Annotated in this window: 21 protein-coding genes; 8 read left to right on the top strand and 13 right to left on the bottom strand. The window is 75.1% G+C overall.

Features of this window, described 5'->3' with window-relative positions:
- Positions 1-101 precede the first annotated feature (101 nt).
- From OYE22_RS32040 to OYE22_RS32030, 3 genes are all read right to left on the bottom strand, one after another.
- Positions 102-1,010, bottom strand: coding sequence for a sugar phosphate isomerase/epimerase family protein (locus tag OYE22_RS32040; RefSeq protein ID WP_277323701.1), 909 nt, complete (start codon positions 1,008-1,010; stop codon positions 102-104).
- Complete coding sequence (locus OYE22_RS32035) at positions 1,007-2,230, bottom strand: dihydrodipicolinate synthase family protein (protein ID WP_277323700.1); 1,224 nt, start codon at positions 2,228-2,230, stop codon at positions 1,007-1,009. Before OYE22_RS32035 ends, OYE22_RS32040 begins: the two co-directional genes overlap by 4 nt.
- Positions 2,231-2,390: 160 nt before the next feature.
- Positions 2,391-3,515, bottom strand: coding sequence for a Gfo/Idh/MocA family oxidoreductase (locus tag OYE22_RS32030; protein WP_277324416.1), 1,125 nt, complete (start codon positions 3,513-3,515; stop codon positions 2,391-2,393).
- Between the two features lie 481 nt (positions 3,516-3,996).
- Here OYE22_RS32030 and OYE22_RS32025 point away from each other — a divergent pair, with 481 nt between their 5' ends.
- The 4 genes from OYE22_RS32025 to OYE22_RS32010 all read left to right on the top strand — a co-directional run bounded on the left by OYE22_RS32025 (position 3,997) and on the right by OYE22_RS32010 (position 7,547).
- Positions 3,997-4,950 carry a TetR/AcrR family transcriptional regulator gene (locus tag OYE22_RS32025; protein ID WP_277323699.1) on the top strand — a complete coding sequence of 318 codons (954 nt, stop codon included), beginning with the start codon at positions 3,997-3,999 and terminating at the stop codon, positions 4,948-4,950.
- Between the two features lie 143 nt (positions 4,951-5,093).
- Positions 5,094-5,981: a 3-keto-5-aminohexanoate cleavage protein gene (locus OYE22_RS32020; protein ID WP_277323698.1), complete on the top strand. Its 888-nt coding sequence runs from the start codon at positions 5,094-5,096 to the stop codon at positions 5,979-5,981.
- 55 nt (positions 5,982-6,036) lie between these two features.
- Positions 6,037-7,002 carry a 3-hydroxyacyl-CoA dehydrogenase NAD-binding domain-containing protein gene (locus OYE22_RS32015; protein ID WP_277323697.1) on the top strand — a complete coding sequence of 322 codons (966 nt, stop codon included), beginning with the start codon at positions 6,037-6,039 and terminating at the stop codon, positions 7,000-7,002.
- Positions 6,999-7,547, top strand: coding sequence for a thioesterase family protein (locus tag OYE22_RS32010; protein ID WP_277323696.1), 549 nt, complete (start codon positions 6,999-7,001; stop codon positions 7,545-7,547). Before OYE22_RS32015 ends, OYE22_RS32010 begins: the two co-directional genes overlap by 4 nt.
- A 95-nt stretch (positions 7,548-7,642) precedes the next feature.
- On the opposite strand, the gene OYE22_RS32005 is transcribed toward OYE22_RS32010, so the two are convergent.
- The 3 genes from OYE22_RS32005 to OYE22_RS31995 all read right to left on the bottom strand — a co-directional run bounded on the left by OYE22_RS32005 (position 7,643) and on the right by OYE22_RS31995 (position 9,498).
- The gene (locus tag OYE22_RS32005) at positions 7,643-8,263 is read right to left on the bottom strand and encodes a TetR family transcriptional regulator (protein ID WP_277323695.1); all 621 of its coding nucleotides are present in this window, start codon (positions 8,261-8,263) and stop codon (positions 7,643-7,645) included.
- Between the two features lie 131 nt (positions 8,264-8,394).
- Positions 8,395-8,634, bottom strand: coding sequence for a DUF2277 domain-containing protein (locus OYE22_RS32000; protein ID WP_277323694.1), 240 nt, complete (start codon positions 8,632-8,634; stop codon positions 8,395-8,397).
- A 36-nt stretch (positions 8,635-8,670) separates the two neighbouring features.
- Positions 8,671-9,498 (bottom strand): alpha/beta hydrolase, encoded by an 828-nt coding sequence (locus OYE22_RS31995; RefSeq protein WP_277323693.1) that lies wholly within the window; start codon positions 9,496-9,498, stop codon positions 8,671-8,673.
- A gap of 326 nt (positions 9,499-9,824) precedes the next feature.
- Here OYE22_RS31995 and OYE22_RS31990 point away from each other — a divergent pair, with 326 nt between their 5' ends.
- Positions 9,825-10,403 carry a TetR/AcrR family transcriptional regulator gene (locus OYE22_RS31990; RefSeq protein WP_277323692.1) on the top strand — a complete coding sequence of 193 codons (579 nt, stop codon included), beginning with the start codon at positions 9,825-9,827 and terminating at the stop codon, positions 10,401-10,403.
- Positions 10,404-10,511: 108 nt separating this feature from the next.
- Here OYE22_RS31990 and OYE22_RS31985 read toward each other — a convergent pair whose 3' ends face one another.
- The 5 genes from OYE22_RS31985 to OYE22_RS31965 form a co-directional block, all read right to left on the bottom strand.
- Positions 10,512-11,492, bottom strand: coding sequence for a lysophospholipid acyltransferase family protein (locus tag OYE22_RS31985; protein WP_277323691.1), 981 nt, complete (start codon positions 11,490-11,492; stop codon positions 10,512-10,514).
- 89 nt (positions 11,493-11,581) lie between these two features.
- The gene (locus tag OYE22_RS31980) at positions 11,582-12,340 is read right to left on the bottom strand and encodes a GNAT family N-acyltransferase (RefSeq protein WP_277323690.1); all 759 of its coding nucleotides are present in this window, start codon (positions 12,338-12,340) and stop codon (positions 11,582-11,584) included.
- Between the two features lie 450 nt (positions 12,341-12,790).
- Positions 12,791-13,909: an isoaspartyl peptidase/L-asparaginase gene (locus tag OYE22_RS31975; RefSeq protein ID WP_277323689.1), complete on the bottom strand. Its 1,119-nt coding sequence runs from the start codon at positions 13,907-13,909 to the stop codon at positions 12,791-12,793.
- Positions 13,910-14,180: 271 nt separating this feature from the next.
- Positions 14,181-15,098: an SGNH/GDSL hydrolase family protein gene (locus OYE22_RS31970; protein ID WP_277323688.1), complete on the bottom strand. Its 918-nt coding sequence runs from the start codon at positions 15,096-15,098 to the stop codon at positions 14,181-14,183.
- A 793-nt stretch (positions 15,099-15,891) separates the two neighbouring features.
- Positions 15,892-16,245: a metalloregulator ArsR/SmtB family transcription factor gene (locus OYE22_RS31965; protein WP_277323687.1), complete on the bottom strand. Its 354-nt coding sequence runs from the start codon at positions 16,243-16,245 to the stop codon at positions 15,892-15,894.
- A 95-nt stretch (positions 16,246-16,340) separates the two neighbouring features.
- On the opposite strand from OYE22_RS31965, the gene OYE22_RS31960 reads away from it, so the two are divergent.
- A complete protein-coding gene (locus OYE22_RS31960) occupies positions 16,341-18,731 on the top strand; it encodes a heavy metal translocating P-type ATPase (protein ID WP_277323686.1) in 2,391 nt (796 codons plus the stop codon).
- Positions 18,732-18,866: 135 nt separating this feature from the next.
- Here OYE22_RS31960 and snpA read toward each other — a convergent pair whose 3' ends face one another.
- Complete coding sequence (snpA, locus tag OYE22_RS31955; RefSeq protein ID WP_277323685.1) at positions 18,867-19,544, bottom strand: snapalysin; 678 nt, start codon at positions 19,542-19,544, stop codon at positions 18,867-18,869.
- Positions 19,545-19,815: 271 nt separating this feature from the next.
- On the bottom strand, positions 19,816-21,015 hold the full coding sequence (locus OYE22_RS31950; protein ID WP_277323684.1) for an MFS transporter: 1,200 nt from the start codon (positions 21,013-21,015) through the stop codon (positions 19,816-19,818).
- Between the two features lie 53 nt (positions 21,016-21,068).
- Here OYE22_RS31950 and OYE22_RS31945 point away from each other — a divergent pair, with 53 nt between their 5' ends.
- Both OYE22_RS31945 and OYE22_RS31940 read left to right on the top strand, forming a co-directional pair.
- Positions 21,069-21,818 carry a helix-turn-helix transcriptional regulator gene (locus OYE22_RS31945; protein ID WP_277323683.1) on the top strand — a complete coding sequence of 250 codons (750 nt, stop codon included), beginning with the start codon at positions 21,069-21,071 and terminating at the stop codon, positions 21,816-21,818.
- A 104-nt stretch (positions 21,819-21,922) separates the two neighbouring features.
- Positions 21,923-22,411 carry an Rrf2 family transcriptional regulator gene (locus OYE22_RS31940; RefSeq protein WP_277323682.1) on the top strand — a complete coding sequence of 163 codons (489 nt, stop codon included), beginning with the start codon at positions 21,923-21,925 and terminating at the stop codon, positions 22,409-22,411.
- Positions 22,412-22,509 lie beyond the last annotated feature (98 nt).

Raw genomic sequence — 22,509 nt, 5'->3', positions numbered from 1 at the left:
GGGCGGCCCGCGGCCGTACGTCGGGCGCGCGGGCGGCGGGGGCCGTGCCGGCCCGCCGGCCGCCGCGCGACCGGCGTCCGAGCGGCGCGCGGGGCCCGGCGTCACAGCACGTGAGCCCGGTACCGCCGTACCGTCTCCGCCAGCACCTCGGCGCCCGCGCGCTCCCACAGCGCGGGGTTGAAGATCTCCACCTCGATCGGGCCCCGGTACCCGGCCGCGTCCACCACCTCGCGGAAGTGGCGCAGCGGCACGCAGCCGTCGCCCAGTTGGCCACGTCCGAGCAGCACGCCGGCGGGCAGCGGCGTGACCCAGTCGGCGACCTGGAAGGCCGCGATGCGCCCCCCTTTCCCGGCGCGGGCGAGCTGGGCGTCCACCGTGTCGTCCCACCACAGGTGGTAGGTGTCCACCACGACCCCCACCTGGTCCGCGGGGAAGCGCTCGGCGAGGTCGAGCGCCTGGGCGAGCGTGGAGACGACGCAGCGGTCCGCCGCGTACATCGGGTGCAGCGGCTCCACCGCGAGCCGCACCCCGCGTTCGGCCGCGTACGGCGCGAGGTCGGCCAGCGCGTCGGCGACCCGCTCGCGCGCGCCGAGCAGGTCGCGGCTGCCGGCCGGCAGGCCGCCCGCGACCAGTACCAGCGTCCGGGTGCCGAGGGTCGCGGCCTCGTCGATGGCCAGCCGGTTGTCGGCGAGCGCCGCCGCGCGCTCGGCCGGCTCCGCCGCGGTGAAGAAGCCGCCCCGGCACAGGCTGGTCACCGCGAGGCCGGCGGCGCGCACGAGTCGGGCCGCCCGGGCCAGGCCGTACTCCCGCACCGGCGCGCGCCACAGCCCCACGCCCGGCACGTCCGCCGCCACGCAGCCCTCGACCAGTTCGGGCAGCGACCACTGGCGGATGGTCTGCTGGTTCAGGCTCAGCCGGGGCACCTCGGCCGGGGGTGGGTCGGGCGCGGCGCCCGGGTCGGGTGGGCCGCTGGCGCCGGCGCGGGGGTCCTGGGCGGGTTCCGGGGTCATGAGTCCACTCCGTAGACGGCGAGCAGGTGGCGCATGCGGGCCTCGGCGAGCGGCGGGTCGGGGAAAAGACCGAGTTGGTCGGCGAGTTGGTAGGCCCGGGTGAGGTGGGGCAGCGAACGCGCCGACTGGTGACCGCCCAGCATCGCGAAGTGCCGCTGGTGGCCGGCGAGCCAGGCGAGCAGCACCACGCCGGTCTTGTACGAGCGGGTGGGCGGCTGGAAGAGGTGGCGGGCCAGGTCGACGGTCGGGTCGAGAAGGTCGTGAAAGCGTTCGCGCCCCGTGGTTCCGGCCTCCAGCGCCCGCACCGCGTCGGCGGCCAGCGGCGCCAGCGGGTCGAAGACCCCGAGCAGCGCGTCGCTGTGCCCGCGCGCGTCCCCGGCGATCAGCTCCGGGTAGTGGAAGTCGTCCCCGGTGTAGCAGCGCACGCCGGCCGGCAGCCGGCGGCGCAGCGCCACCTCGCGCGCGGCGTCGAGCAGCGAGACCTTGACGCCGTCGACCCGGTCCGGGTGGGCGGCGATGACCTCAAGGAAGGTCTCGCTCGCCCGGTCGAGGTCGGCGCTGCCCCAGTAGCCGTGGAGCGCCGGATCGAACATCGGGCCCAGCCAGTGCAGGATCACCGGCTCGGCAACCTGGGTCAGCACGCGCTCGTACACCCGCAGGTAGTCGTCCGCGCCGCGCGCCAGCCCCGCCAGCGCCCGCGAGGCCATCACCACGGCGCGCGCCCCCGCCGCCTCCACCACGGCGAGCTGTTCCTCGTACGCCGCCACCACCTCGTCCAGCGAGCGCGCGGGGCCGGTCAGGTGGTCGGTCCCCGCGCCGCAGGCGATCACGCCGCCCACGGCGCGGGCCTCGGCGGCGGAGCGCCGGATGAGCGTGGCGGCCTCGGGCCACCCCAGGCCCATGCCGCGTTGCGCCGTGTCCATGGCCTCGGCCACCCCGAGGCCGTGCGACCACAGGTGGCGCCGGAAGGCCAACGTGGCCTCCCAGTCCACGGCGCCCGGCGCGCCCGCGCCCGCGCCCGCGCCGGCGGCGAGCGGGTCGGCGACCACGTGCGCGGCGGCGAAGACGGCACGGGCCGCCGGCCGGGCCCGCCACCCGGGCGCGCCGTCCGCGTCCCCTCGCTGACGTCCGGTGTGCGCGCCGGCGGTGACGGAGGGGGCGGGCGTGGCGCGCGGGGTGTAGGGCCGCAACGCGCCGTCGGGGCCCGGGAGTCGGATCACCGCGCACCTCGCGGGTGCCGGGGGGCGCGGGCCGGGCGGTCGGGCGCCGCCGGGCTGGGTGAGGTTGGCCCGTCGGGCGGGGTCGGCCGGTCGGGCGCGGCGTGGCGGACCGGCGACGGGTGGGCCGGCGACGGGTGGGCCGGGCCGGGGTGGTGGCCGGTCACAGCTCCAGCTCCGGGACGGTCAGCCGGCGGCCCTCGGCCGACGAGCGCAGCCCGAGTTCGGCGAGTTGCACCCCGCGCGCGCCCGACAGGAGGTCCCACCGCCACGGCTCGTCCAGCACCACGTGGCGCAGGAACAACTCCCACTGGACCTTGAACCCGTTGTCGAACACCTCGTTGTCCGGCACCTCCTGCCACTGCTCGCGGAACGGGGCGGCGACCGGCACGTCCGGGTTCCACACGGGGCGCGGCGTGACCGACCGGTGTTGCACCCGGCAGCCGCGCAGCCCGGCCACGGCCGAGCCCTCGACCCCGTCGACCTGGAACTCCACCAGCTCCGGGCGGTCCACGCGAACCGCCCAGGAGGAGTTGATCTGCGCCACGATCCCCCCGTCGAGCTGGAAGACGCCGTACGCCGCGTCGTCCGCCGTGGCCTCGTACGGCCGGCCGTGCTCGTCCACGCGGTGCGGCAGGTGGGTGGCGACCTGCGCCTGCACGGTGCGTACGGGGCCGAACAGTTCGCGCAGCACGTACTCCCAGTGCGGGAACATGTCGCGCACGATGCCACCGCCGTCCGCGACGCGGTAGTTCCACGAGGGGCGCTGCGCCGCCTGCCAGTCCCCCTCGAAGACCCAGTAGCCGAACTCCCCACGCACCGACAGGACGCGGCCGAAGAACCCACCGTCCAGCAGTCGCCGCAGCTTGCGCAGCCCGGGCAGGAACAGCTTGTCCTGCACCACGCCGTGTTTGACGCCCGCGGCGGTGGCCAGCCGGGCGACGTCGAGGGCGTCGTCGAGGTCGGCGGCCGTGGGCTTCTCGCAGTAGACGTGTTTCCCGGCGGCGATGGCCCGTCGCAGGGCGTCGGCGCGGGCCGAGGTGAGCTGCGCGTCGAAGTAGACGTCCACGGCCGGGTCGGCGAGCACATCGTCCAGGCGCGTGGACCACCGGTCCAGGCCGTGCCGCTCGGCCAGGGCCCGAAGGGCCTGTTCGGAGCGGCCGACGAGGATCGGCTCCGGCCAGAGCACGGTGCCGTCCCCCAGTTCCAGGCCGCCCTGTTCGCGGAGGGCGAGCAGGGAGCGGACGAGGTGCTGGCGGTAACCCATGCGCCCGGTCACCCCGTTCATGGCGATCCGCACGGTGCGGCGCCGGCCGGCGGCGCCGGGACCGGGCAGGGACCGGGGCACGGGGTGGGGCGCGGACTGGGTGGCGGGCTGGGTGACAGGCTGGGGACCGGTCGCGGGCCGAGGGTGGGTTTCGGGCTGGGGGTGGGCAGCGGTCATCCGTCCTCCTTACGGCTGCGCCACGGGCGTCGGGGTACGCGGCGGACGGCCGTTCCCACGGCAGCGCGCCCCGTACCCGCCGCACGCGACAGCAAGCGCTTTCCCTCGCACGGTAGCCCACCCGCCGCACCGGCAAACCGCGACGCACACCCCGGCGGGCCACCGGGACGCCCCGCTCGTGGTACCCGCCGCGACCCCACCTCATCACCTGACTCGCTCATCAGTTTCCGGCAAGCCCGCAAACCAGCCATTCACCTGGCAGTTCGCTCTCCGCCCTGAGCCGCTATGTTGTGGTGATCTCAACACGCTGCTACGGTCGTCGGCCATGGAAGAACCCCCAGCGCAGCGCGGCGACCGCACCGCGGACACGGCGGCCGGCCCCGTCACCACGGCCGGCGCGTCGACCGAGGCGGTGAGCGCGGCCAACGGGCACACCGTGCGGGCGCGCGTCGCCGAGGTGATCGACGGGCTCGGGTGCAGCCGCAGGGAGTTCGCCCGCCGGATCGTCATGGACCCGTCCAAGCTGTCCCGCTCGCTGGGCGGCACGCGGCGGTTCACCATCGCCGAGGTGGTCCGGATCGCCGACGCGGGCGGCGTCGACCCGGGCTGGTTGCTCGGCGGCCAGGGGCAGGCAACCGCGCGCGGGGCGACCGTCGAGCGGCCCGCCGCGCGCTCGGCCCGCGCCGCCGCGCCGCGCGAGGGCCGCCCGTCACAGATCGTCCGGGAGACGGTGCGGCTGATCGCCGAGCACGGCTTCCACGCCGTACGGGTCAGCGACATCGCCGCGGCCTGCGGCACCAGCACGGCCGCCATCCACTACCACTACCCCGGGCGGGACGAACTGCTCGAAGCCGCCGTGCGGTGGTGCATGGACGAGGACATCGCGCGACGGGCCGCCGAATCCTCCGAAAGCGCCGACGCGCGCACGGAGTTGCTGCGGCTGATCGCGCTCCAGACGCCGCGCACGGAGCAGCAGCGCCGGCAGTGGCTGGTGTGGCTGGACCTGTGGGCGGAGGCGGCGCGCTCGACCGAGATCGGCCGCTTGCACGCCGACTTCTACCGCCAGTGGCGGGCCACCCTCGCCGACCTCCTGCGGCGTGGCCGTGCCCAGGGCGCCTTCCGGCCGGACCTGGACCCGGACGCCGCCGCCCTGCGGCTGGCCGCTCTCATCGACGGGCTCGCCACCCAGGTCCTGGCGAGCACGCCGGAGGGCACCACGCCGGACGACATGCACGCGATGCTGACCGCGTTCGTCGACGACGAACTGACCGCGACCTGAGCCGCGACGAGGCCCGACCCACCCTCACGTACGCCCGTACGCCCAGCGCCCGACGTACGCCCGCGCACCACCCGTGCGCGACCCACTCGCGCCGACACCCAGCACCGGGGCTGCCGCGCCCCCCACTCACGAAGGGACACCCCGTGAACGAAGAGGTCATCATCACCTGCGCGCTCACCGGCGCCGGCGACACCGTGGGCCGTAGCCCGCACGTGCCGGTCACCCCGCGACAGATCGCCGCGTCGGCGGTCGAGGCGGCGGAGGCGGGCGCGGCCGTGGTCCACGTCCACGTGCGCGACCCGCAGAGCGGCGCGCCCTCGCGCGACCCGCGGCTGTACGCCGAGGTGGTCGAGCGGATCAAGGAGACCGGCACCGACGTCATCATCAACCTGACCGCGGGCATGGGCGGCGACCTGGTGATCGACCCTGAGCAGCCGCTACGCCAGTTGCCGGGCACCGACCTGGTCAGCGGCCTGGACCGGCTGCCGCACGTGGAGCAACTGCTCCCGGACATCTGCACGCTCGACTGCGGTTCGCTGAACTTCGGCGACGGCAGCAACCTCTACGTCTCCACGCCCGACATGCTGCGCGCCGGCGCCAAGCGCATCCAGGAGCTGGGCGTACGGCCGGAGTTGGAGATCTTCGACACCGGGCAGCTGTGGTTCGCCAAGCAGTTGCACGCCGAGGGCCTGCTCGACGACCCGACCGTCTTCCAGCTGTGCATGGGCATCCCGTGGGGCGCTCCCGCCGACGTCGGCGTGCTGGCCTCGATGGTCAACATGCTGCCCGCCGGCGCCCAGTGGGCCAGCTTCGCGCTGGGCCGGATGCAGATGCCGTGGGTGGCGCAGGCCATCCTGCTCGGCGGCAACGTACGGGTCGGGCTCGAGGACAACCTGTACCTGAGCAAGGGGGTCAAGGCGACCAACGGTCAGCTCGTGGAGCGGGCCGTCAGCATCACCGAACTGCTCGGCGCCCGCGTGGCCACGCCCGACCAGGCCCGCGCCCGCCTCGGCCTCGCCCCCCGTGGCTGACCGCGACCTCCGCGCCCCCTCCCCCACCACCGTCCCCACCCGCGAGGAGCCCGTCATGTCCCCCATCGCACCCGAGAGCGTCCGCCGCGTCGCCTGCGTCGGCGCAGGAGTCATCGGCGGCGGCTGGGCCGCCCACTTCCTGGCACGTGGCTACGACGTCACCGCCTGGGACCCGGCCCCGGACGCCGAGGCGCGGCTGCGCCGGCTCGTCACCGCGGCCTGGCCCGCCGTGGAGCAGCTCGGGCTGGCCGACGGCGCGTCGCCGGACCGGCTGACCGTGACCGACACGCTCGAAGAGGCCGTGGCCGAGGCGCAGTTCGTACAGGAGAGCGCGCCGGAGAAGCTGGAGCTGAAGCGGGAGCTGCTGGCCGAGCTGGACGCGGCCACCGCCCCGGACGTGGTCATCGCCTCCTCCACCTCCGGCTACCCGATGACCGACATGCAGACCACGGCGGCGCGCCCGGAGCGCCTGGTGGTCGGCCATCCCTTCAACCCGCCGTACCTGATCCCGCTGGTGGAGGTCGTGGGCGGCGAGGCGACCGAGCGCTGGGCCGTGGACTGGGCCTCCGCGTTCTACACGGCGGCGGGCAAGTCCGTGATCACCATGGAACGCGAGCTGCCCGGCTTCATCGCCAACCGGCTCCAGGAGGCCCTGTGGCGCGAGGCGCTGCACATGGTGGCGGCGGGCGAGGCGACGGTCGCCGACATCGACGCGTCCATCACCGAGGGTCCGGGGCTGCGCTGGGCGTTCATGGGCCCCTGTCTCACCTTCGCCCTCGCGGGCGGCGAGGGTGGCATGGCGCACATGCTCGACCACTTCGGCCCGTCGCTGAAGGCGCCGTGGACACGCCTTGCGGCCCCGGAGCTGGACGACGCGCTGCGCTCGGCGATGGTGGACGGTTGCGCCGAGGCCGCGGGCGGGCGCGGCCACGCCGACCTGGTGGCCGAGCGCGACCAGGGCGTCATCAACGTGCTGCGGGCCACCGGACGACTGCCCCAGCGCGCCGGGGAACAGGCGTGAGCGGCGCACGGCGCCCGCTCCCACCGCACCGCGAGCCGGTCCGCGCCGAGTGGATCGACTACAACGGGCACCTCAGCGAGGCGTACTACGTGCTGGTCTTCGGGCACGCGACGGACGCGCTCATGGACGAGATCGGGTTGGACGCGGACTACCGGCAACGCACCGGGTGCTCGCTGTACACGGTCGAGGCGCACGTGCGATACCTGCGCGAGGTGGGCGCGGGCAGCGAACTGACCGTAGTACCCCGGCCGTTGGGGGTCGATGGCGGCAAGGTGCGGTTCGTGCACGAGATGTACGCCGCCCCGGCCGGCGCCCTCGCCGGGGCTGGGCCCGTCGCCGGGCCGGCGGGGGCGGGCCCGGAGGGCGAACTCGTGGCGACGGAGGAACTCTTCGCCCTCCACGTCGACCAGCACACGGGGCGCTCAGCGCCGCTGCCCGACGGCGCCCGGCGCGAACTCGCGGCCCGCGTCGAAGTGGCCCCACCGTGGGCGGGACGGGGCATCCGGCCGGTGGCCGGCGGCGCGGCGGTGGCGACGGACGGCTGAGCGGCCGGGACCCGGGCGCGCGCTCCGTGGCGGGCGGCGCACCAGCGGCGGTGCTCGTTGGCCGTGGCCGCTGTCGTCCGCGATGCCCGTGGCCGTCAGGGCGCGGCGGCGGCGCGCATCGCCCGGGTCAGGCCGGCGCGCCGCTCGGCCCTGCGCGGGTCCGGGTCCGGGCGCGCCGGGGCACGCCGCGCGCCGTCCGGGGCGCCCTGGCCCGACGGCGCGGCCGTGGGCGACCACGCGCCGGCCAGGCCGACGGTCAGCGCCAGCACGTCCACCGGCTCCAGGGCGGCCGTCGCCACGCCGCGCTCCCGGGCGGTCGTCACGACTCCCCGCTCCCGGGCGTCGGTGACAGCCCCGGCCGCGCGGTGGCGGTCGGCGATCCGGGCCGCCGTGGGCCCGGGACGCTCCAGCAGCGCCCAGGCGATGAGCCGCGGCAGCGCCGGGTGCGCCGTCAGGTGGTCGAAGAGCGAGCCCGCGTAACCGGGCAGGTCGTCGGCGGTGAAGGGCACCGCGTCGGTCAGTTGCCCGAGCGCCTCGGCGACCACGAGGTCGAACAGCTCGCACTTGTTGCCGAAGTACACGTAGAGCAGTCGCTTGTTGGCCTTCGCCGCCGCCGCGATCCGGTCCACCCGTGCGCCCGCGACCCCGTGCCGGGCGAACTCGGCACGGGCGGCGGCGAGCAGGCGGGCCTTGGTGGCCGTGGAATCCGGCGGCATTCCCCCACCATAGGGAAACCGGCACCCAGGCGGCACGGTGGGCGAGCGGCTCATGACCCACTGTGCCGGCGCGCGGCAGGGCCGCCCCGCGCGTGTCGCATGCGCGCCGCGCTCAGCCGGGCGTGGCGTGCTCAGCCGGGGGTGGTGCCCGCGCGGCGGGCGCCGGCGCCCCGTACCTCCAGGCTGCCGAGCAACTGTCTGGTCGCGTCCGTCACGGCGGCGACGGCCTCGTCGAACGCGGCCCGGTTGTGCGCGGCCGGCGCCCGGAAGCCGGACACCTTGCGGACGTACTGCAGGGCGGCTGCCTGGATGTCTTCTTCGCTCACCTCGGGCATGACCGGGGGGCGGAGCGTCTTGATGCTTCGGCACATGCTTTCAGCGTAGGCCGGGGGTGTGACAACGCCCGCTCAACGGGCCCACGCCGCCTCGGGTAGGGCGTCGAGGAAGGTGCCGACGACGCTGGCGAAGCCGGCCGGGTCGTCGTCGTGCACCCAGTGCCCGCAGTCGGGGAAGGTGCGCAGCGTGGTGCCCGGGCGCCGGTCGGCCATCTCCCGGGCCAGCTCGGTCGGCAGCACGAAGCTCTCGCCCCCGTGGACGAGCAGGGCCGGACACGTGGAACCCAGCCAGTCCCGCCACCAGTCGCCGACCGCCGCCCGCTGCGAGGCCATCATGGCGTCGAGGTCGAAGAGGAAGCCCCAGCCGTCCGGGTACTCCACGGCGCTCTCCAGGAAGTAGCCGGCGTCCGGGATGCCCCGCTCGCGCACCCGCTCGCCGAGGGCGGCCAGCGTGGGCGCGCGGCGCGGCCACGCGCGCACGTCGAGCACGGGGTGCGGAACGCGGGACCGCCGGTTGTCCGCGCCGCCCTCCTCGACGATCAGCGCGCTGACCAACTCGGGCTCGTGGGCGGCGAGTTGGAAGGCGGTGACGCCCCCCACCGAGTGCCCGACGACCGGCACCCGGCCCAGGTCGAGTGCCCGCAGGAAGGCCGCGGCGTCGGCGACGTACGCCTCGCGCGTGAAGTCGCCCGCGTCGGCGCGCGGGTCGGCGCTGCGGCCGTGCCCGCGCTGTTCGAGGGCGATCACCCGGTAGCGCGGGGCCAGCGCCGCGATCAGCCCGGCGTACACCCGCGCCCGGCCGAAGTGGCCGTGCAGCGCGAGGACGGGGCGGCCGGGGCCGCCCGGATCGAGGTAGCGCAGCGTACGACCGCGGACGTCGGCGATCCGCTCGGTGGGCATGACGGCCTCCTGGTACGGGCCCGCGTGGGCCCTGCGGGCGAGGGATTGGGTGGGTGGCGTGGGCGCCAGACCATTAACGTAACGTTCGTTTCCTTAATGTGCAACGCGCGCCCGTGCGCCCTCCACCCCGCTCCCCCGCTCCCCCGCTCGCGGCTACCGTCGCCACGCGACCCTCACCACTCAGCCCGCGCCGCTACCGCGCGGGCCGGCGCCCCGGGCCGGCCTCGCGCGGGCCTAGGGTGGCTCCGGGCCCCGCCCGGCCCGGCGGCCACCGGACGCCGGCGCGGCCACGACCAGCCGACCGAGCCACCCGAGGAGCACCGCGCATGGCCAGGCCGCGCGACCCCCAGCGCCGCACCGAGTTGCTGGACGCGATCATCGAGTACCTGGCCGAGCACGGCCTCGCCAGCCTGTCCATGCGCCCGCTGGCGCAGGCGCTCGGGCACACCACCCGCGTCCTCACGCACCACTTCCGGGACAAGGACGAGCTGATCGACGCCGTCCTGACCCGGCTCGACGAGCGCCAGCGCGACCGGCTCAGCGCCTTCCCCGGCTGGGCGGAGGGGCGCAGCCTGGGCGCCGTCATCCGGGCTTCCTGGGACTGGCACCTCACGGACGACTACCTGCCGGTGATCCGCCTGCTGCACGAGATCGAGGGCCTGGCGGCAGGCGGCCGGCTGCCCGGCTCCCAGGTGCCGGCGATGCTCACCCAGCGGACGCTGTACGTCGCCGACGCGCTGCGGGTGCACGGCGTCCCGGCCGAGGCCGCGGAGCGGCGCGCCACCCTCCTGAACGCCGCGTACGCGGGGCTCCAGATCGACTACCTCACCACCGGCGACGAGGCGCGCGCTCGGGCGGCCCTGGAGGACCTGGTCACGCTGGCCGACTCCTGGACCCGCCCCTGACACCGGTGGCCCCTCCCGTCGCCGCGACGAACGGGCCGCCAGCCGCCGGCGTTCACCGGCGGGCGGGGCCGCGTCGGGGCGGCCCCGCGCCGTCCGGTGCGCACGGGCTCAGCGGCGCTGTCGACCGCCGCGGGCCGAGGAGGCCTCCCGCTCCGCGAGCGACCCGCGCGGGCGCCGTACGACGGGCGTGGGCCCGCGCTCCGCGCCGGCCACGGCGTCCGCACCGCAGCCGATGTCGACGCCCCGTCCGGCGGCGGGGAGCACCGGCAGGCCGCGACCGCAGGCCGCGCCCCGTACGCCCGTCGCGTCGGCCTCGGCCCGTGGCCAGTTGGCGGTGGTCGGGGCCGTGTCGCGTACGGCCTCCCGGGCGAGCGCGGCCAGCTCCCGGCGATCGCGCGCCGCCGAGGCCGGGATCGCCGGATGGACCTGGACACGGGCCGTGACGCCGTCGGCGCTCATCACGCGCCGCAGCGAGCTGCCGAAGTCGTCGTCGCCGACGAAGGCGGCCACCGTGCTCAGGGCGTGGTGCTGGAAGTAGCCCAGGGTCACCGGGCGCACCGGGGCGCCGGCGTCGATGGCCGCCTGGAAGGTGGCCCGGCGGAAGTCACCGGTCGACCCGGCACACCAGGTGGCGCCCTGCGGGAAGACCATGACCGAGTGCCCACCGCGCAGCAACCCGGCGATCTCGTCCACCGTTCGGGGCAGCCCGCGCACGCTGTCGCGGTCGATGAACCGGGTGCCGGCGCGCCTGGTCAGCGTGCCGACCAGCGGCCAGTCGCCGACCTCGCGCTTGGCCAGCATGGTCACCGGCTCCACCGCGAGCAGGGCGATGACGTCGAGCCAGGAGATGTGGTTGGCAACGACCAGCGTTCCCACACCGCCCGTACCGCCCACACCAGCCGCGGCGCTCGGCCAGGCTGTCGCGGTCGGCCCGGCTGTCGCGGTCGGCACGCTCAGCGGTCCGCCGACGTGTTCCACGCGGACGCCGATGGCCGCCAGGATGCCCCGCGCGTGGGCGCGTACGGTCGCCGGGTCGGCCAGGGCCTCGCCCGCCGCCAGGGCGCTGAGGACGCGGCGGGCGAAGGCCATCGACCGGCGGGTGGCGCGCGCCGCCGTGACCCGGGCCGCGGCGTGAGCGACGCACCGCTGGTCACAGGGCGAGCTGGGGGCCCAGGCATTCACTGGGCGTCGCCGAGGAAGTAGCGGCGGTAGCGGTCGTTCATCTGCTCGGTGTCCAGGACGACGAAGAAGTCGGCGTCGTCGAAGTCCCGCTCGTGGTGCGGGGCGCCGCACATCCACGCGCCGACCCGCAGGTAGCCGCGGAGCAGGGGCGGCAGGTCGGCGTAGCTGGGCTTGGTGTTCAGGGTCGCGGGCGGCGTCCACGGGTCGCGCGGCTGGACGCGCAGCTCCGGCGGCGCGGTGTGCCGGGCGGTGCCGAGCAGCCAGGCGTTGCTGGCGGCCCGGCCGCCGTCGGCGAGCGAGACGGAGGCGCAGCCCGCGAGGTAGCGGTGCCCGGAGAGCAGCACGTAGCGGGCGAGCCCGGCCCACATCAGGTTGATCACCGCGCCGGAGCGGTGGTCGGGGTGCACGCAGGCGCGGCCCGCCTCGACCAGCGACGAGCGTACGTCCAGCGGCAGCCCGCGCAGGTCGAACTCGCCCTCCGAGAAGAGCCGTTCGGTGCGCCCGGGCGGCAGCAGCCGGTAGGTGCCGACGATCTCACCGGTGGTCTTGTCGCTGACGATCAGGTGGTCCATCACGGCGTCGAACTCGTCGACGTCGAGCCCGGCGGCGTGTGAGGCGAGCTTGGCCCCCTTCTCCTCGCCGAAGACCTGGTACCGCAGCCGCTGCGCGGCCTCGATCTGCTGCCGCGTGTCCGCGATGGCGGTGATGTAGGAGTCGGTGGCCGCCGTTACGGTGGACGTCGAGAGCGTAGGCATTCCTGGTCTCCGTTCAGGGGGAATTCAGCAGCGTCGGCAGTCTCGGTCGGCAATTGTTCGCTGCCCGGCTATGTATCGTTCTTCCGCGCGTCGGTAGAATGCCCCGCTCGCCGGCGGCCCGGGTTACGACCTTGGGCAGGCATTTCTCTGGCGCTCGCCAGTATTCCGAAGAACGCGAAAGTCGCAGTGTCCGTGCGGTTATTCGTATGCTGCCAGGTGATGACGAAGACGGAACGCCAGGGGCCACACCCCGCCGCCGGCGAGGTGTGGCCCGAGCCCCGTGAAAGAGCGGTTCCCGCGCGTGTCGCCCGCCGTTCGACCCCGTCACGGAACACGAAATCGTCGCGCTCGCAGATGACGGAGAGGCGAACTCGCGCGGATCACGGGTTCATTCGCGACCGAGCTCCCGATTGTCGCGGAAATGTCACCGCTTCCCGCGCCTGCGGTCACTTATTCATTGGCCGGCGATTCGCTGGGGAATATCTTGGTAATGATCCTTCCGTCGCGGGTGAGGTAACCGTAGAGCATCCCGGGACTGCTGTGCGGGGCGTCGAATGTGCCCTTGGCGTCCAGGGCGATCACGCCGCCGTCACCGCCGAGTTGGGGCAATTGCTTGATCAGTACCTGGTGCGCGGCCTGGGCCACGCCCAGCCGGCTGTATTCCATGAGGTGGGCGATGGTGGCGGTGGCCGCGCCACGGATGAACACCTCGCCGTGCCCGGTCGCACTCGCCGCGACCGTGCCGTCCTTCGCGTACGTGCCGGCGCCGATCAGCGGCGAGTCACCGACCCGGCCCGGCATCTTGTTGGTCATGCCACCCGTGGAGGTCGCGGCGGCCAGGTGGCGAAGATCGTCGAGGGCCACCGCGCCGACGGTGCCCTTGGTCGAGTCGGCGCCCTTCGCCCCGGCGCCCTTGGTGCCGCCCCGACCGTCGCGCCCGCCCCGCTCCTCGGCCTTGGCCTCCATGAGTTGGTCCCAGCGGCGTTGGGTCCAGTAGTAGTCCTGGGTGACGGTGGGCAGGCCGGCACGGGCGGCGAAGTCGTCGGCGCCCTCGCCGGCGAGCAGGACGTGCCGGGTCCTGTCCATGACCAGGCGGGCGGCCGAGATCGGGTTGCGCACGCTGCGCACGCCGGCGACGGCGCCCGCCGCCTGGTCGGAGCCGCGCATGATGGAGGCGTCCAACTCGTGTCCGGCGTCCGCCGTGAACACCGCCCCCTTGCCGGCGTTGAACAGTTCGTTGTCCTCCAGCACACGCACGGCGGCCTCGACCGCCGCCACGCTGTCGCCGCCCCGGCGCAGCACGCGCTGCCCGGCGCGGAGCGCGTCGCTGAGGCCGGCACGGTACGCGCGCTCCTCGGCGGGGCTGGTGTGGTCGGGGTCGAGGGCGGTGCCGGCGCCGCCGTGGACGGCGAGCACGACGTCGCGCGCCTCGGGCCGCGCGGGCCCTCCGCGTTCGGCGGAGCTGGCGGCCACCCGCTCGGCCCCGGGCGCGGACGCGCCCGCCGAACTGGGCACGGCGCTGGTGAGCGAGGCGGTGAGCGCGACGGCCGCGGCGAACACGGTCGTCATCCGCGCCCGCGCGGGGAGTCGCCTCCGCGGGGTTCGCAAACGCATTGCCTGTCCTCTCGTCGCAAGGCCGTGGAGCACGGCCAGCACGCCGAGCGGGACCGGCACACTGGCGCGCCACGGATGTCCCCTCAGCTCTGCCCACCACCGCCCTCGTTGTCCCCTCGGCTTCGCGCGCGAGCGCGCGAGCGCGCGACGGCGGGTGGGTCGGGCGGCGGCGCGCGGGGCGGCGCGTCGGCGCGTGACCAGCCGTGCCAGTGCTCCGTCGCGGCCGTCAGCGCCGGGCGCGCGCACCGTCCTCCAGCGCGCGTCGCACCTGCTCCGCCACGCCCTCCATGGCGGCGCGGCGCGGGTGGTAGGAGGCGGCGGCGAGCGGGTCGGTGTCCTTGCCCTGAATCCACGCCTGGTCACCGGGCGCGCAGGCGTCGTGCCCGAGCGAGGCGGCGTACGTGTCGACGTACTGGGCCGCCCCGTCCCGCTCGGCGGCGTCCGCCATCGAGGTGTTCAGCGCCCGCTCCACGGCGTCGAGCCAGCGCAGGTCCCCGTCGGCGAACGGCAGGATCGTGGGACAGGTACCGCTCGGTGGCGCGATGCGCGGGTAGCCGACGAGCACCACGTGCGCCCGCGGGGCGCGCTCGCGCACGGCCCGCAGGATGGTCGAGACCCGTTCCGAGACCCGGCGCGCGTGGTCGACGAGGGTGTCCACGCCGTCCACCGTGTAGTGCCGTTGGCACGGGTTGCCGGTGGGGTCCTGCGGGCGTAGTTCGGGGCAGGTCCTGGTGAGTTCGCCGAAGATGCCGAAGTCGTTGCCGCCGATGCTGAGGGTGACCAGGTCGGTCTGTCGGGTCAGCGGGTCGAGTTGCGGCGGGTTGGAGCCGCCCAGCGGTACGGACTGCGGCCGGGTCATGTGCGTGGTGTCGGCGCCGCCGCAGCTCATGTCCGTGAACGAGGCGACGCGCAGGTCGCGGGCGAGCAGGGCTGGGTAGTTGGCGGTGGACCGGAAGCAGCCGGGCGGGTCAAGGCGCATGAGGGGGATGAGCGGCCCGGAGACGTAGGAGTCGCCGAGCGCCACGTACCGGCTGTAGCGCGCGTCGCGGTCGCCGGCCGGCGCCACGGCCGCCCCGTCGGGCGCCGCCGACGCGGTGCCGGGCGCGAGGGTGAGCGCCCAGGTGGCGGCCAGCGCGCCGGCCACCGCGAGCGCGGCGCGCCGCGCCGGACGCGGCCGGACACCTGCCTCGCCCGGCGTCGGGCTCCCCCGCCCGGGCAGCAGGCGGCCGATCCCGCCCCGGGGGGGGCGAACCCCGCGCGCTCGGAGCGCCGCGCGCCGGGGGTGCCGGTGGAGCGACGGGAGGGGGCCGTGCGCGCTGCGTGGTCTTGCCGTACGTGCCGTAGAACCATGGTGACCTCACCCGAGTTGACGTGGCCGGTACGGAGCACCGGGGCCCGTGCGGGGCGGGGCGGCGGGCGAGGCGACCGGGTCGCCCGGTGGGGCCGGGCGCGGCGGCCCGACGCCGAGCGGAGTGCGCGCCGATCGTCCGGTGGCGGCGCCGGTGCCCTGGTGCCTCGTCTCGTGCCGCTCGCCCTCGACGTGGGAGTGCCGGTGTCGAGCTACGGATGTGCGCGGTGCGGACTCGCGGTGACCCGACCGCGTCGACCCGGTCGCCGGAGGGTGGGCGGTGACGGCGCGCCGTTGCGGTGCGGGCGGTGCCTGGCGGCGTGTCCGGTCGTACGCGCTGACGCGCCCGGCTCACCCGCCGCCCCGGGCCCCACGCGGGGGCCACCCCCACAGAGGTGCCCGCTTTCGGCGAGGCGACAACTATCCGTCGTGGCCTCGACTGTGCGGATTTCACGCCGATGTCGGGCACAAGCGGTGACGGCCCACCGTGACCAGCGACGGAGCAGCGGTGGTGGCGGCCAGCGAGGCGCTGGCGGGAGCGGGGAGGCAGAGGCCGCCGGGGCGGGTGAAAGGCGTGGGGCGATCGGTGCTAACCGGCCCGGCGGGTCATCGCGTCGCCGGCGGCGGCCGAGCGGTGGTGCCCGACGTGGGTGAGGGCCTGCTCGATGAGCGTGGCCACGTGGTCGTCGTGGAGCGAGTACAGGACCCGGCGTCCCTCGCGGTGCCCGGCGACGAGCCCGAGGTGGCGCAGCATGCGCAGGTGGTTGGAGACGGTGTTCTGCTCCATGCCGACCTCGGCGGCGAGTTCACCGACCGGGCAGGAGGACCGCAGCAGCCGGTCCAGGATCTGTACGCGCGCGGGCGAGGCCAGCGCCTGCATGACTTCGGCCACGGCGAAAGCCTGCTCCTGAGAGATCAGTTCGCCTGCGTTCCCTCGTCCCATAACGCAAATGGTACCGGTAATCATGTGACTGGCCCGGGGCTGATCGTGGCCGAATCCATCCGTGACACATCACGAAGTCATGATATTTTGAACTCATGATTTCGAGGGAAGATTGCGCGGGCGCGGACACGCTGCGCCTCGACATCACCGATCTAATCCCCGGCCCGCCCGCACCCTGTGAGCCGTGCGTCGAGCGCGTCGTCATCTCACTCGGGCGGAGCAAGGCCATCGACTCCGCGCACCGCGAGTCGCGCGGCGCTCGCGCGGCCGGAGTGGTGTGCGTGCACTTCGACGCCGCCGCCCTCGGCGCGGAGGAGGTGCGCCGGGCGGCGCGTACGGTCGGCGCCCGCGCCGGCTGCGCACACGGCGACCGCGCCCCGGCGGGCCGGCGCGCCCCCATCGCCGTCCCCAGCCCCCCGGTCGCGGCCCCCGCGACACCCGCCCGCACGGGGCCCCACGGGCCAGGGCCGGCGCACGACGCCGGCCGGGCACACGCACACGCGCACGGCCACGCCCACGGCCCGTTCGGCGAGCGCGCCGAGTTGATCTTCGCGCTCCTGTCCGGTGTGGCCTACCTGACCGGGCTGCTGCTCGGACTCGCCGCCGACGCGCCGGAGCCGGCCTTCCTCGCCTGCTACCTCGCCGCCTACGCCTTCGGCGGGTTCTTCACGGTGCGCGAGGCGGTCAGCACCATCAGGGCCGGCCGGTTCGAGGTCGACTTCCTGATGCTGGTGGCCGCCGTGGGCGCCGCGGCGATCGGCCGGTGGGCCGAGGGCGCGGTCTTGCTGTTCCTGTTCAGCCTCGGTCACGCACTGGAGGAGTACGCGATGGGGCGCGCCCGGCGCTCTATCGAGGCGCTGGCCGACCTCACCCCGGCCACGGCGCTGTTGCGCTCGGGCGAGCGCGTCACCGAGGTGCCCGTCGAGCGCCTGTCCCCGGGTGACACGGTGCTGGTCAGGCCGCACACCAGGGTGCCGGCCGACGGCTTCGTCCGCGCCGGCGAGGGCTCCGTGGACCAGGCAGCGGTCACCGGCGAGAGCCTGCCCGCCGACAAGGTGCCCGTCGCCGATCCGCTGGCGGCGCTGCGCGACCCGGCCGCCGTCGCCCCCGACAGCCGGGTCTTCGCCGGCACCGTCAACGGCGCGGGCGCGCTGGAGGTCACCGTCACCAGCCGGGCCGAGGACAACACGCTGGCCCGCGTGGTGGCGATGGTGCGGGACGCGGAGAGCCGGCAATCGCCGACGCAGGCGTTCACCGCGCGCTTCCAGCGGGTCTTCGTACCCGCCGTGATCGGCACCGTGCTCGCGCTGCTCGGCGCCGGCCTGGTGGTGGACGAGCCGTTCACCGCCTCGCTCTACCGCGCGATGGCCGTGCTGGTCGCGGCCAGCCCCTGCGCGCTGGCCATCGCCACGCCGGCCGCCGTGCTCAGCGCCGTGGCCCGGGCGGCCCGCAGCGGCGTGCTGATCAAGGGGGGCGGGCCGTTGGAGGAGTTGGGAAGGCTGACGGCCGTCGCGTTCGACAAGACGGGCACCCTCACCGAGGGCCGCCCGCGCCTGACGGACGTGGCCCCGGCGCCCGGCGTGTCGGAGCGCGAGTTGCTCACCACGACGCTGGCCGTGGAGCGGCTCAGCGACCACCCGCTGGCCCGGGCGATCGTCCGCGACCTCGACGCCCGGCTCGGCGACGCGCCCGTGCCGGCCGCCAACTCCCTGCGTGCCGTGACCGGGCGCGGCGTCCTCGCGCGCCTGGGCGGCGTGCCGGTGGCGATCGGCAGCCCGGCGTTCTTCCCCGCGGGCGAGCGGGCGCGCCCGGTGCCGACGGAGCCGGCCGGGCCGCGCCTTCCCGGCGAACTCCGCGCTAAGGCGGAGGAGTTGGAGGCCGCGGGGCGTACGACGATGGTCGTGCGGCATGGCGCGCGCTACCTGGGGGTCATCGGCGTCATGGACACCCCGCGCCCCGAGGCGGCGGCCGTCGTGGCGCGGCTGCGCGGGCTCGGCATCCGGCGTGCCGTGCTGATCTCCGGGGACAACCAGCGGGTGGCCGACGCGGTGGCGGCACGGGTGGGCCTCGACGACGCCTGGGGCGATCTGCTGCCGGCGGACAAGGTGGCGGCCGTGCGGCGGCTGCGCGCCGACGAGCACCGCACCGCCATGGTCGGCGACGGCGTCAACGACGCCCCGGCGATGGCCCACGCGACGGTGGGCATCGCGATGGGCGCGGCCGGATCCGCGGTGGCCCTGGAGAGCGCGGACATCGCCCTGATGTCGGACGGGTTGGGCAAGTTGCCGCTGGCCACCGGCCTCAGCCGGCGCACCAGCGCGGTGATCAGGCAGAACCTGCTGTTGAGCCTCGGCATCGTCGCGCTCCTGGTGCCGGCCACCGTGTTCGGGTTGGGCATCGGGCCCGCGGTCCTGGTCCACGAGGGCTCCACGTTGCTCGTGGTCGCCAACGCGCTGCGGCTGTTGCGCTACCCGGAGCAGGCCTGACGCCCCGCGCCGAGCCCGCGGCCCGGCGGGCGGCGGGTCGCGGCGCGCGACGGTGGCCCGACTCCGGGTTCGGAGCCGGGCCACCGCTTCGCGCCACGCGGGTCAGGGGCGTCCCACAGTCAGGGCGCTACGGGCTCAGCGCGCCGCCTTGAGGAACGAGCCCTTGTCGAAGGCCGTGAGGCCGTTGGCCCACAACTGGTTGACGCGGGCCGACTCCTGCGCGTTCGGGTTGGGGTTCCGGCACGAGGGGCCGGGGCCGCCACCGGACATCAGCTCGCTGCACGGACCCGAGTAGCGGTCCGGCAGGCCGAGCACGTGGCCGGTCTCGTGCGAGGTGACGCGGGTCGAGTCGTACTGCTGGTTCTGCCGGTAGTCGAGGAAGATGTAACCGCGACCGTGGCCGTTGGTGCTGGCGTACGAGCCGCGCGGGTCGTTGCCCTCGCGGTACTCGAAGTCGTAGCTGCTCGAGCCCTCGCGCAACTGCACGTTCTGCACGGAGCTGTTCCAGATCTGGGTGCTGCGGGCGATCTGGGAGGCGAAGGTGGGTGCTCGTCTCGCGCTGTACGTCACGGTGACGGCGGCCGCGCCGGTCTTGGCCTGCTTGGCCTTGGCCGACTTCATGACGGCCTCGAAGAACGCCTTCGTGGCCGCCCGGTCCTCGCCCGAACCCTCGTAGGCCGCGATGCTCGCGGCGGTGCTGACCTGGGACTCCGCCTTCGCGGGCGAGGCCGATGCGGTGGCCGGCAGGGTGGCGACCGCGGTGGCCAGACCAAGGCCGAGCGAAGCCGTCAGAAATATCCTGGAGCGTTGCATGGGGGGTACTCCATTTCCGACCCGAAGCGCCGACCAACCGCTCGGATAGCGGTGAAAGCGCTCCGGATACAGCTCAGTTGTGGCCCTGAGTCTCGGGGAGAATTCCGCGCGCGTGGAGCATGTCACTTGTCGATAGCGCGATGTAATGGACCGCATAGGCGGCACACACGGACAAGTGCCGGCATGAGGTGACACGGCCGTACGCCCTCCCGCGAGCGGCCATCCGTCGGCGACGGCCGACAGCGGACAGACGGCGGTCAACGGGGCGGGCTCACTCCGCGACGCGCGCCTTCGGCTCGGTCGACCGGCTCTCCATGGCCGCCGGTTCGGTGAGCGTGTACGACAGGACCCAACAGGCGATGGGCATCGACACCAGCGAAGCCAGCGCCCAGCGCAGCGAGGTGGCCTCGGCCAGGGCGCCGACCAGCGGGCTGGCAATGCCGCCGATGCTCACGGCGAGCCCGAGGGTGACGCCGCTCGCGGTGCCGACCCGGCGCGGGAGATAGTCCTGGCCCAGCGTGACGTGCAGCGAGAAGGGCACGTAGAGCGCGACGGCGGTCGCCGCGACGAAGACGTACACCAGCGGCCCGGGCGCGAAGGGAATGCCCGCCACGGACGGGACGGACACCGCGTACGCGACGCGCAGCGTCCGCACCCGGCCCCAGCGCGCGGCCAGCCGGCCGCCGAGCAGGGTGCCGATCGCGCCACCGCCGAAGAGGATGAACAGGGCCGCCGCGCCGGCCGTGTCCCCGGCGTCCAGGTGGTGGCGCACGTACAGCGAGATGAACGCGCTCAGCCCCACGTACGCGATCGACCGGCAGACCACGACCGCCGAAAGGCGCAGGAACAGCGGCCAGTCGTCCTCGCCCGCCCGCTCCTTGGCCGCGCCGGGGCCGGCGCCGTCCCAGCCGGCCCGGCCACGGGTCCACAGCACCAGGGCGACGCCGACGGCGGCGGGCACGATCAGCAGCGGCGTGGCCGAAAGCCCGCCGACGGCCAGTACCGGTGTCACGAGGACGGGGGCGAGCGCCCAGCCGATATTGCCGCCGAGCGAGAACCAGCTCATGCCGATGTGGCTGCCCGCCGTCACCGAGCGCGCCATCCGGGCGGCCTCGGGGTGGTACGCGGCCACGCCGAGGCCGGAGAGCGCGACGGCGATCCAGGTCAGCGCGTACACGTCGGTGAGCCCGGACAGGGCGATGCCCAGCCCGGCCGCCGCGATGCCGCCCGGGATCAGCCACGGCATGGGCCTGCGGTCGGTCAGGGCCCCGAAGGCGGGCTGGACCACGGAGGACAGCAGCGTGGCGGCCAGCACGATGCCCGAGACCCCCACGTACCCGTAGTGGCGCTCGGCCACCAGGAAGGGCACCAGGGCGAGCACGGCGCCCTGGTAGACGTCGTTGCAGGCGTGCGCCACGGCAAGCAGACCAATGGCCGACGGGCGTCGGCCGGTGCGCGGGAGACGTGTCATGAATCGATCATCGGCGGGCAAAAGGTGGCCTGCTTCCGATAAAATGCCAACCAATGTCGGAGATCCGCCACACGCCCCGCGCCTCCACCGCCGTGCGCAGGCTCCCACCCGGGTTCGGGGTCGGGGCACACCACCACGACGACCACCAGATCATCTACGCGGGGCGCGGCGTGCTGTCCGTGACGACCGACGCGGGCAGTTGGGTCGCCCCGGCGACCAGCGCGCTGTGGGTGCCGGCCGGCACCGTCCACGAGCCCCGCGCCTGGGGCGAGACCGGCCTGCACACGGTGGGGCTGCCCGCCACGGTGAACCCGCTGCGCCTCGACCGGCCCGCCGTGATCGCCGTCGGGCCGCTGCTGCGCGAGCTGATCCTGGAGTACACGCGCGACCCGGCCGACGCGAGCCCGGAGCGGCGGCGCCTGCTGCGCGTCCTGCTCGACCAGCTCCGGCACTCGCCACGGCGCCCCATCCACCTGCCGACGGCGCGCGACCCCCGGCTGGCCGCGGTGTGCGCGCTGCTGGCCGACGACCCGTCCGACGGCCGCACGCTGACCGCGCTGGGAGCCGCGGTGGGGGCGAGCGATCGCACGCTGGCCCGGCTCTTCCGCGCGGAGATGGGCATGACCTTCCCGCAGTGGCGCACCCAACTCCGTCTGCACCGCGCGCTGTTGCTGCTCGCGGACGGCATGCCGGTGACGGCGGTGGCGCACCGGTGCGGGTGGGCCTCCGCGAGCGCCTTCATCGACGTCTTCCGGCGGACCCTCGGCCATACGCCGGGCGCGCGGAAGCTCCCGTACGACTGACCCGCGCACCGAGCGCGCGCCGGCGCGGCACGCACCCTGACGCCCCGACGCCGCCACGGCTCAGGGGCCACTCCGAGTAAACCTGGACGTGTAGCATCTCGAAAATGCAACTGGCCAAGGGCGTGGAGTGGGGACTGCACTGCTGTCTGGCGCTGGCGTGGCTCGGGGACGCCGAGCCGGTGCCAACAGCCAAGCTGGCCGCGGTGTTCGACCTCCCGCCGCCGTACCTGAACAAGCGCCTGCAGGCCCTGGTGCGGGCCGGCATCCTCAGCTCGTCCCCCGGCGTCCGGGGCGGCTTCCGGCTCGCCCGGGCGCCCGAGCGGATCACGCTGATGGACGTGGTGGTGGCCATCGAGGGGCCCGAGGACCCGTTCCGCTGTACGGAGATCCGCCAGCACGGCGCCGGCGCGGACGCCGAGCCGGGCGAGTTCGCCCAGCCCTGCGGCATCGCCACCGCCATGCGCCGGGCCGAACTGGCCTGGCGGCGCGAGCTGGCTGCCCAGTCGCTCGCCGACCTCATCGCCGCCACGCCGCCGGCGTCCGCCGACCGCGTCCGCCGCTACTACGCCCGGCTCAGCGCCACCGCCACCTGACCCACGGGGCCGGCGGCTTCGGCTCGGCTGCCGGCGGCAGGGCGGCAGGTGCGACCGCAGGACAGCGAAGACCGGTGGGGCGGGCCGTCAGCACGGCC

Origin of the sequence: Streptomyces sp. 71268, from assembly GCF_029392895.1 — a bacterium.
Taxonomy (GTDB): domain Bacteria; phylum Actinomycetota; class Actinomycetes; order Streptomycetales; family Streptomycetaceae; genus Streptomyces.
This window is presented reverse-complemented; position numbering and strand designations above follow the sequence as displayed.